The 845-nt window shown below is 44.9% G+C and carries 1 protein-coding gene; it reads left to right on the top strand.

The annotated features are described in order from the left end of the window. Positions 1 to 819: IS66 family transposase (gene tnpC, locus H5202_RS23505; protein ID WP_182774118.1), on the top strand; the 819-nt coding region annotated here is incomplete at its 5' end. Positions 820 to 845: the final 26 nt, after the last annotated feature.

The raw sequence follows: 845 nt of genomic DNA, 5'->3' as shown, positions 1-845 counted from the left end.
CTCCTGAGCGAAAAACTCATTTGTGCCGATGAAACAACGGTACAAGTCCTTCGAGAAGAAGACAGAAAAGCCGAAACTAAGTCGTACATGTGGGTTTACCGCAGTGGTGAATTTGCAGAAAACCCAGCGGTTATTTACGACTATCAACCGAGTCGTGCCGCTGCCTGTGTAAAGGATTTCCTAACGGGATACTCAGGCTACCTCCTGACTGATGGCTACAGTGCTTACAATACGCTTGAACAGGTCACTCAAGCCGCTTGTATGGCACATGCGAGAAGGAAATTTACCGATGCTCAAAAAGCATCGCCTTCAAAAAAAGCAGGTAAACCCGAAAAAGCGCTCAGTTACATAGCCAAACTTTACGGGATAGAAAAACAGGCAAAACACTTAACTTCCCAAGCGCGTCAACAGTTGAGAAAGCAACAGGCCGAACCTATCCTCAATGAATTTTATGCTTGGCTGAACAGCCAACATGTTTTACCTAAAGGGGCATTGGGCAAAGCCATCACTTACACCATAAATCAGTGGCCCAAATTACTGACCTATCTTGAAGATGGGGATATCAGTATTGATAATAATGTTACAGAGCGAGATATAAGGCCATTTACCACAGGACGAAAAAATTGGATGTTCTCGACGTCGGTGGGTGGCGCTAAAGCCAGTGCGAACTTATATAGCCTGGTGATGACCTGCCGTGCCAATGATTTGAATCCCTACTACTATTTCCGTCATCTCTTTACGGAATTACCCAAGCGTGCACCATTAGATGATATGACTGATTTGCTGCCGTGGAATGTTGATTTAGGTGAAGCAGAATAAGCTTCACCAGTTCATTGACCGCTTAC

Origin of the sequence: Shewanella sp. SG41-4 (assembly GCF_014164505.1) — a bacterium.
Taxonomy (GTDB): Bacteria; Pseudomonadota; Gammaproteobacteria; order Enterobacterales; family Shewanellaceae; genus Shewanella.
Note: the sequence above shows the minus strand (reverse complement) of the source record. Positions and strands in the feature narration are given on the sequence as shown.